8 protein-coding genes and 1 tRNA gene are annotated in these 6,518 nt (G+C 62.7%); 1 reads left to right on the forward strand and 8 read right to left on the reverse strand.

From position 1 onward, the window contains the following. Positions 1-13: 13 nt before the first annotated feature. The 5 genes from ACOMG5_RS14705 to ACOMG5_RS14725 form a co-directional block, all read right to left on the reverse strand. Positions 14-598 (reverse strand): hypothetical protein, encoded by a 585-nt coding sequence (locus tag ACOMG5_RS14705; protein ID WP_420344552.1) that lies wholly within the window; start codon positions 596-598, stop codon positions 14-16. Further along, complete coding sequence (locus ACOMG5_RS14710) at positions 595-1,185, reverse strand: riboflavin synthase (protein WP_420344553.1); 591 nt, start codon at positions 1,183-1,185, stop codon at positions 595-597. Before ACOMG5_RS14710 ends, ACOMG5_RS14705 begins: the two co-directional genes overlap by 4 nt. Positions 1,186-1,446: 261 nt before the next feature. Then, positions 1,447-1,614, reverse strand: coding sequence for a hypothetical protein (locus ACOMG5_RS14715; protein WP_420344554.1), 168 nt, complete (start codon positions 1,612-1,614; stop codon positions 1,447-1,449). 339 nt (positions 1,615-1,953) lie between these two features. Next, positions 1,954-2,322 (reverse strand): helix-turn-helix domain containing protein, encoded by a 369-nt coding sequence (locus ACOMG5_RS14720; RefSeq protein ID WP_420344555.1) that lies wholly within the window; start codon positions 2,320-2,322, stop codon positions 1,954-1,956. Positions 2,323-2,451: 129 nt separating this feature from the next. Continuing rightward, positions 2,452-2,880, reverse strand: coding sequence for a phage protease (locus ACOMG5_RS14725; protein WP_420344556.1), 429 nt, complete (start codon positions 2,878-2,880; stop codon positions 2,452-2,454). 328 nt (positions 2,881-3,208) lie between these two features. On the opposite strand from ACOMG5_RS14725, the gene ACOMG5_RS14730 reads away from it, so the two are divergent. Then, positions 3,209-3,296, forward strand: a tRNA-Ser gene (locus ACOMG5_RS14730). Between the two features lie 289 nt (positions 3,297-3,585). Here the strand turns inward: ACOMG5_RS14730 and ACOMG5_RS14735 are convergent. From ACOMG5_RS14735 to ACOMG5_RS14745, 3 genes are read right to left on the reverse strand one after another with little or no spacing between them, the layout of a single operon-like run. Continuing rightward, positions 3,586-4,443 carry a DUF3037 domain-containing protein gene (locus tag ACOMG5_RS14735; protein ID WP_167650091.1) on the reverse strand — a complete coding sequence of 286 codons (858 nt, stop codon included), beginning with the start codon at positions 4,441-4,443 and terminating at the stop codon, positions 3,586-3,588. Next, positions 4,440-5,228 (reverse strand): HipA family kinase, encoded by a 789-nt coding sequence (locus ACOMG5_RS14740; RefSeq protein ID WP_114348948.1) that lies wholly within the window; start codon positions 5,226-5,228, stop codon positions 4,440-4,442. Before ACOMG5_RS14740 ends, ACOMG5_RS14735 begins: the two co-directional genes overlap by 4 nt. Beyond that, positions 5,225-6,382: a restriction endonuclease subunit S gene (locus ACOMG5_RS14745; protein WP_095641407.1), complete on the reverse strand. Its 1,158-nt coding sequence runs from the start codon at positions 6,380-6,382 to the stop codon at positions 5,225-5,227. Before ACOMG5_RS14745 ends, ACOMG5_RS14740 begins: the two co-directional genes overlap by 4 nt. Positions 6,383-6,518: the final 136 nt, after the last annotated feature.

A 6,518-nucleotide genomic window follows, 5' to 3' on the forward strand; every position in this document is an offset into this window, starting at 1 on the left:
GCTCCTTTCGGGCTCAGCGGGCCGCGGCGGCAAAGAACCGCTCCGCGGGCACAGCACCGGCCAGGCGGCCAATTGCTGCCCAGTCATGTTCGATATCGGTTTCGGAGATCAGCAGTACCTGCGCTGCGGGGACCCGGCCCGGGCCCTGCGGCCCGCGCAGCGCGTCCAGCAGGGCGCGCTGCCGGCGCGGGCTGTCCCAAAGGCGCGGCATCGGCCCGCTGCGATGCGGGCGCAGCCCCGCCGCGGCGAGCCGCGCGAGCGCAGCCTCCGGCGGCAGATGCGCGGCCAAAGCGAGGTGATGGCGGATCCCGCCTGCCGCGCCCAGCCGCGCCACGCGGGCGGCATCTGCCTCGGCATCGCGCAGCATCAGCAGCAGGTTCGAGGAATAGAGGAAGGCTATCAGATCATGCCCGGTCGTGGCCCGAATCCCGGCATAGGTACGGTAATCGAGCCCGATTTCAGCCGCGCGCCGAACCCGGCCCCGCACCACTTCGATCGGCAGGGTGGGGAACAGCTCGGCCCGGGCGCGGGTCCAGCAGTGCCGGGCCCAGCTGTTGGTGCCGAGCGCGGGGCCGCGGTTATGGCCGATGCCGCTCACGCCTTCCACTCCTGCAGCCGCGCGACGTAACGGGCCAGCGTGTCGATCTCCAGGTTGATCCGGTCGCCGATCTGCGCCCGCCCCCAGGTGGTGACAGATTTGGTGTGCGGGATGATGTTCACGCCGAAATCGGTGCCCTCGACCTCGTTCACCGTCAGCGAAGTGCCGTTCAGCGCGACCGAGCCTTTGGGGGCGATGTATTTCGCCAGCGCCGCGGGGGCGCGGAAGGTGAAGCGCGTGCTGTCGCCCTCGTCGCGCATCGCCACGATATCGGCCACGCCATCGACATGGCCCGACACGATATGCCCGCCGAGCTCGTCGCCGACCTTCAGCGCGCGCTCGAGGTTCAGGCTGCGGCCTTCGGACCAGAGGTCGAGGTTGGTCTTGGAAACCGTTTCTGCGGAAATCTCCACGTCGAACCAGTCCGGCCCCTTGGCGATCACGGTCAGGCAGGCGCCGTCGCAGGCGATCGAGGCGCCGATATCGACCCCCTCCATCGCATAGTGGCAGCCGATCCGCGCGCGCAGGTCGCCGCCGCGCGTGAGGCCGCGGACTTCGCCCATGTCAGTCACGATTCCGGTGAACATGGCATCCCCCTTCGTTTCGACCTAGCTAGCCGTCCACACCGCCGCGCGCAAGGCTCGGGGCGCTGTCTATGTGTGGCCGCATGGTTCGAGTATGCTGTGGCACCTTGTCTGATTATCCGGATTTAAGTGTCGTCAGGTCTCGCGAGGGTCGGTTTCCGGCGCCGTTGGCCGCGTTCTCCTGCCATTCGCCAAGGATCTCTGCGATGGTGCGCCCGGTTCCGGTCCGAGACGCCGAAGAACGGGTGCGTCGGCATGCTGTGGTCATGCCGTCGCCCGAGCTTGTCCTGTTGCTCGTGCAGACCGAATGCGGCCTGATGCAACGAGGAAGTAGCCGATGTCGTTCAGCGCCGGGGAGATATCGGTCAGGGACGCTTCCAAGGCATCGAAGGCCTTCTGGATGGCGCGGTCGTTGATCTGAGCGGTTATCATGGCTATCCCATCTCTTGCAGGCGTGACACGAAAATATTCTCGCGGCCGTAGCGCGGTCTCCGGATCGGAGCGCCATGCAGGGTTTCCGGGAAACCGGCAGCGGGGCCCTGCCGTCTGCATTGAAACAATCGTCCGAACACTTTATGTTCCCCGAAGGTTCTGCCGCAAAATCTCCCGGCTTTGCTGAGGGGCACCTGACCCCGAAGGTTGACCAGGACTATACTTACTGGTCGGGGCGCGTTGCGTCCTCGCGGTGGGGAGGGGAGCCACCGGGCAGAGCACGAGAGGTCGGTCGGTGCGGCCTTGCCTTTATGCCGCTGTATAGCCGCATTTCAGGGCCTATCTTTCGGCCGGAGACGGGCGGTGTTCGCCGGAAAACCAGTAGCGCAGGGTGACGTCGCTCACGCGGATCCAGCGGGCGATTTTGGCGGTCGGGCATCCTTTCCACGCCAGAACCTCGGTGATCCAGCGGTTTGCCAGAGGAATGCGCGTCTTGGCGACGCAGGGGCGATCCCCGGGGGCGGCGATCTTCACGACGCCGATCATGCTGGTGGCGGCTCCGCCATGGCAGCGATCGCGCGGAAAATACAGTTCCGAGCCGCCGAACCGCAGGAAGAAGTCAACAGCCAGATCAACGCCTAACACCTCGACATAGGGCGCGAGCGCGGCGGGCGTTTTCGGGCAGGGGTTGGCAAGGCTCTGGGACATGGTTTCCACGAAAGTTGGGAGTGCCCTGAGGGCCGGATGCCCCGTAAGCGTGAGGGACACTTCCGGGGCATCGCGCGCGGATGGCCACCGCTCCGCCCGCGTCCGCCGCGGGGCTGGCCGATGCGCTGGTCACGAAGCGAGCTTTCCGGTTCCGATGCCGAGTTGGTTGCAGCCATTGTCGTCTCGGCCGAGACGGCCGGGGCCTGAGGCCCCGGCGCGGCCCGTGCCCCTGCGCGTGGGGCGTAGATGCTGGGCATTGGGGGGCAATTTCGCGATATAGCTGTCGAAGCTCGGTGGATCCTGCATGCTCAGCGCGGCGGTCCAACCGCGCATGGCGGGGGTGATGTGCCCCTCCCGCAGAGCGGCCTCGACCCGCGTGCCCGCATCCGCCTCGCGCATCGTCGCGACTCGGGCGTTGCGGCCGGCCAGAAGCTCGCGCACCGCATCGACCAGCCCGAAGCGTGTCGGATCGGGATGTTCGGCCGCAGTGGTTGCGGCGGGTGCCTCCGGGGCCTTCCCGATCCTGCCCCGTGATCGCAGAAAGGATGGTTTCCGGATGGCTCTCTGGTGGCAGACCGAGGATTGCGGCCGGGCGGGTGTTTGCCATTCTCGATCCTACGTTTCCTAAACGTAACGACGGACCACTTCAGTGTGGGGAAGCACCCAGAAACTGAAAAGGGCCGCATGAATTCTACAGATGCACCCCGATAAAAATCGGGGGAGTAATTCATCGCCGGTCCTAGAAACCCGGTTGTTTATGTATGGCCGATCTTGGCATCGCGGGTACGAAACGATAACAATGCTCCGCGCACACTGATCGTCCAAGCAGCGGCGGTGCGGAGCCGTGGTTGAGTGGTCTAAGGCAACCGATTTGAAAACTAACGACGGAAGGGTGGCAGAGCGGTCGATTGCAGCGGTCTTGAAAACCGCCGATGCGCAAGCATCCGTGGGTTCGAATCCCACCCCTTCCGCCACTTGCCCCAGCGAAAGCGTTCTCCCGATCCGGCTGCGGCCGGATTTTTCCGTTGTTTTCGAGAGTTATGCGGGAGGGGCTGTTAACCGGCTCACGCCCCGAAGGGCGCACACGCGTTCTCTCCGGGCCGATATTCTCCGGACCTGTTAACCGCCGCGCTTTCGGTGAACAGCTCGCAAGTCACTGATTAGAATAAGAATAATCGTCTGCGAGCGGTGATCGCTGTTCGTATTGGCGTTTGGCATGAGGACGACACTGTCCTCGAACTGAGCGCGCGCGACGGCCGCGGTCTATTGCAGAGTGCGCCCTTCGTGGTGCCGCACTTCGTCCTCAATCTGATTCACGAAGTCTTCGATCTGGTCCTCGTCAAACACCTTGTTGTCGAACGGCACCTGACGAAGGATCTCGACGGCATTCCGGTACGCTGGCTCCAAGGAGGTGTTCTGAGGACGCCCCACTATGAAATGAACCTGAACATCCTCGGTTGTGCCAATCTTGACGGCTGAAAGGTGCCCCAGCCAGCGGCGTGCCTTATCCTTGATGTTGTCTGCGTCAGACAGGTCGAATGAAAGTGGCTCGTATACGTGCCAGCGCCCGTTCTTCCACGCATGACGAAACTCGACAGCGTCCGTATTTCCTTGGATGCGCTTCGGCTCCAGCTCAACGTTTACACCATGCTCCTTGAGCTTCGCCTCGACGGGACGCCATACGTCGTCATCACTCCGTCGGCGCTCAGACGGTCGATCATACCTCGATACAAAACGCAGATAGAGCTGATCGAAGGTCTTCTGCGGGTCCGCAGTCAGGCCGGCGCCTACTGGCGACCACTGCAACGAGCTGTCATCGAGCGGCAACGCGATCCGCGCATAGTCACCGGCTGTCCTCTCGCCTTTGAAAAGGCCCTCACTTTTCAGACTACGCTGAACGCTCTTCATCCCCCGATCGATGGCTTCGATCGCGCGCTTGTAGGACTCACTGTCCAGATCCGGAAAAACATTCTTTATACGGCCGAATGTTTTGCGGGATTTCGTCAGGATGAGCGGTCGACCAGGGACGACCATGACCAAGCCGACATTCACGAACTCGCCCGTAAGGACATCGTGAATGTATCGCAGAACGACGTAGCTATACGGCTCCTTCGCGGTCATGCCAGTATCCTCCCAAGTTCCCCGATGCATGCATCGATGTTGTCCCTAGCCTCGGCGATCAACTTCAGCGCAGCATCTATGTCGGCGCGGGCTGCTGCCCACTCCGGGGGGATGGCTCCTTCATACTCCTGCAGCCGCGCATCCGACAAGGCGCTCCAGCGAGATTTGATCTCGCTGAAGTCGAACGGCGCGCCTTTCAGCTCATGCACGAAAATATGCCTGCCAGGGGTTTCTAAGTCCCTCATGCCGCCAAGTACCCATGGCGCGCGCCACAGGAGGAGCAGGCGGTGGGCGAAGGCAAGCTCGTGATCGATGATCCTCAGATCGTTGCCCCTGACAAGGCAGTTCGGATTCTCCGCCCGCCGATCAGGGTTCTGGATGATCGCGTCGAACAGCAGGATGCCAGCGGCAACTGGCCTCATCGCGTCAGAGAGGCGCTGACCGCTGCTCCAGGCGGAGAAACCCGTGCTGCGCGTAGAGCCAAACGCCAAGGGACAACTGCGGCGCAGCTTGTCAGCGATCTGGGGGTCTGTCACCACCGGAAAAATCTCCGGCGGGATCTCGACGATCCAGGGCCTTGGCACCGGAAGCCCCAGATCGGCTGCAAGACATGCGGCAATGGCCTCTCTCGCCAGGTTCACTACCGCCTGGTCGCAACCTGCCGAAAGCTTGACGAAAACTTCGACCTCTTCCTCGCCATCCGCCTCGCAGGCCGACAGGACAGGCCCCGTTCGTCCCTGTACCGCAGCCCGGTCGATCCGGGTAAGGACGGCGCGAGGTATCATGCGGCCTTCGCCCGACCGTCGAAGATCTCGTGTAGCATGGCCGGAATAAGAGCCTCCACGTCCTTAGCAGTGCTGGCGCGGATGCCGCGGGCTTCGCGGGCCTTCGCATGCAGACGGTCAAACCATTCTTGGCGGCCGATCGGTGGCGTCGGAACGGTGATTGCCTCCAGCGCTCCTTGCCCCAGAGTGCGGTTCCTGTCGGCACTTCCGGGCGATGCGGATTGGACCTTGCCGAGACCTTCAGAGGTCTGGAGGTAGAACCAGATGAACTCGGCTGTCGCGAGCCCCTGAGTGGGAACGCATGTCAGGTAGCGGTGCGAGCCGACCCGCCCATGGTCATCGGGGCCAGCCACTGCGAACGCCCCCTCCCAAGCCTTGATGTTGCTGAACACGAGGTCGCCTTGCTGAACAAGGAAGAGCTTTTGCCAGCTCAGGTCCGCGCCCAGCAGATCGGGTTTATGAAAAGTACCGCGGCCGAACGAACGGACGCCGAGCTCGGGATAGCTCGCGTCAAGATCGATCTCGACCGGCCTGCGCATCAGCGGCGCGACCTCGGCCATGGGGCGCAGGGGGGCGCCATCGATGGCGCGCTGAAAGGCTTTTAGCAGCAGCGCCCGCGTCTCCCGCTCTGCCGCCTCGATAGCGTTGCGGCGTTCGTCCACCAGTGCCGCGACCTGGTCGAGCCTTTCGACGATGCGGCGCTGATCGTCGAGGGACGGCAGCGGGATCTTTAGCGACAGGAACTTTTCTGGAGAAATAGTGTCGCGGCGCGCGCCCATACCGCGGGACTTCCGACGTAGTGCATGCCAATTGGGAGCATACTTAAGGAACCATCCCACATAGGCGATAATTGCCCGTTCCTCGTCGCAGCGGAATGTGGGGAACTGGGTCGAGAGAAAGCGTCCAGAATTTTCTGGATCAACGACGGCGATCGCACCTTCCCAGCCCTTGAGTTGGCTTAAGACGACCTGCCCGACCGAAAGATGGTGAAAACGCTTGTAGGTTGTCTCCGATCCGCGCAGCGGCTCACGATGGAAAAGCCCTCGCCCAAAGCCGTAGACGCCAGACATTTCGTAAGTTGTATTCGCATCAATATCGACTGCATTTATATCAAGCTGCAGAACTTCGGACAGCGGAACACTCTTGTCGCGCATCACAGTCGCTCCGCTAGCACGGCCTTGATCTCGTTGTTGATTTTCACTCAGAACTGAGCCGGTTTTTTCACCGAGAAGTGAGCCACCTCTGATTATGGATTTCGGTTCATGCTGGGGTCAAGGTCGGGTTTGTCTC

The sequence above is a fragment of the Paenirhodobacter sp. genome (genome assembly GCF_041916475.1).
Lineage (GTDB): Bacteria > Pseudomonadota > Alphaproteobacteria > Rhodobacterales > Rhodobacteraceae > Rhodobacter.